1 protein-coding gene is annotated in these 244 nt (G+C 59.4%); it reads right to left on the bottom strand.

Translation table 11 applies throughout. The features are described 5' to 3' along the window. On the bottom strand, positions 1 to 244 hold a 244-nt coding region (locus KO533_RS22500; protein ID WP_219256196.1), incomplete at both ends, for a hypothetical protein.

A 244-nucleotide genomic window follows, 5' to 3' on the forward strand; every position in this document is an offset into this window, starting at 1 on the left:
CGACAGGCGGACGAGCAGGTGTCCCCCCATTCGTAGGTGTTTCTGCGACGACTGTAGGAACATCAGTTTGAGTGCCATCATCCGCCACCGATGGTGAACCGTTGCCCATCACAGGTGGAGTTGTACCGCTGCCATTGCCAGCCGCGGAACCACGAGGATGACCAGTCGCGGTACTCGGCGCTGCATCTGGGGTTGTCCCCAGATTACGTCTAGGTCCTTGGGTGTAATTGCTGCCCGTTTGCGC

Source organism: Shewanella sp. NKUCC05_KAH (genome assembly GCF_019345585.1).
GTDB classification, from domain to species: domain Bacteria; phylum Pseudomonadota; class Gammaproteobacteria; order Enterobacterales; family Shewanellaceae; genus Shewanella; species Shewanella oncorhynchi.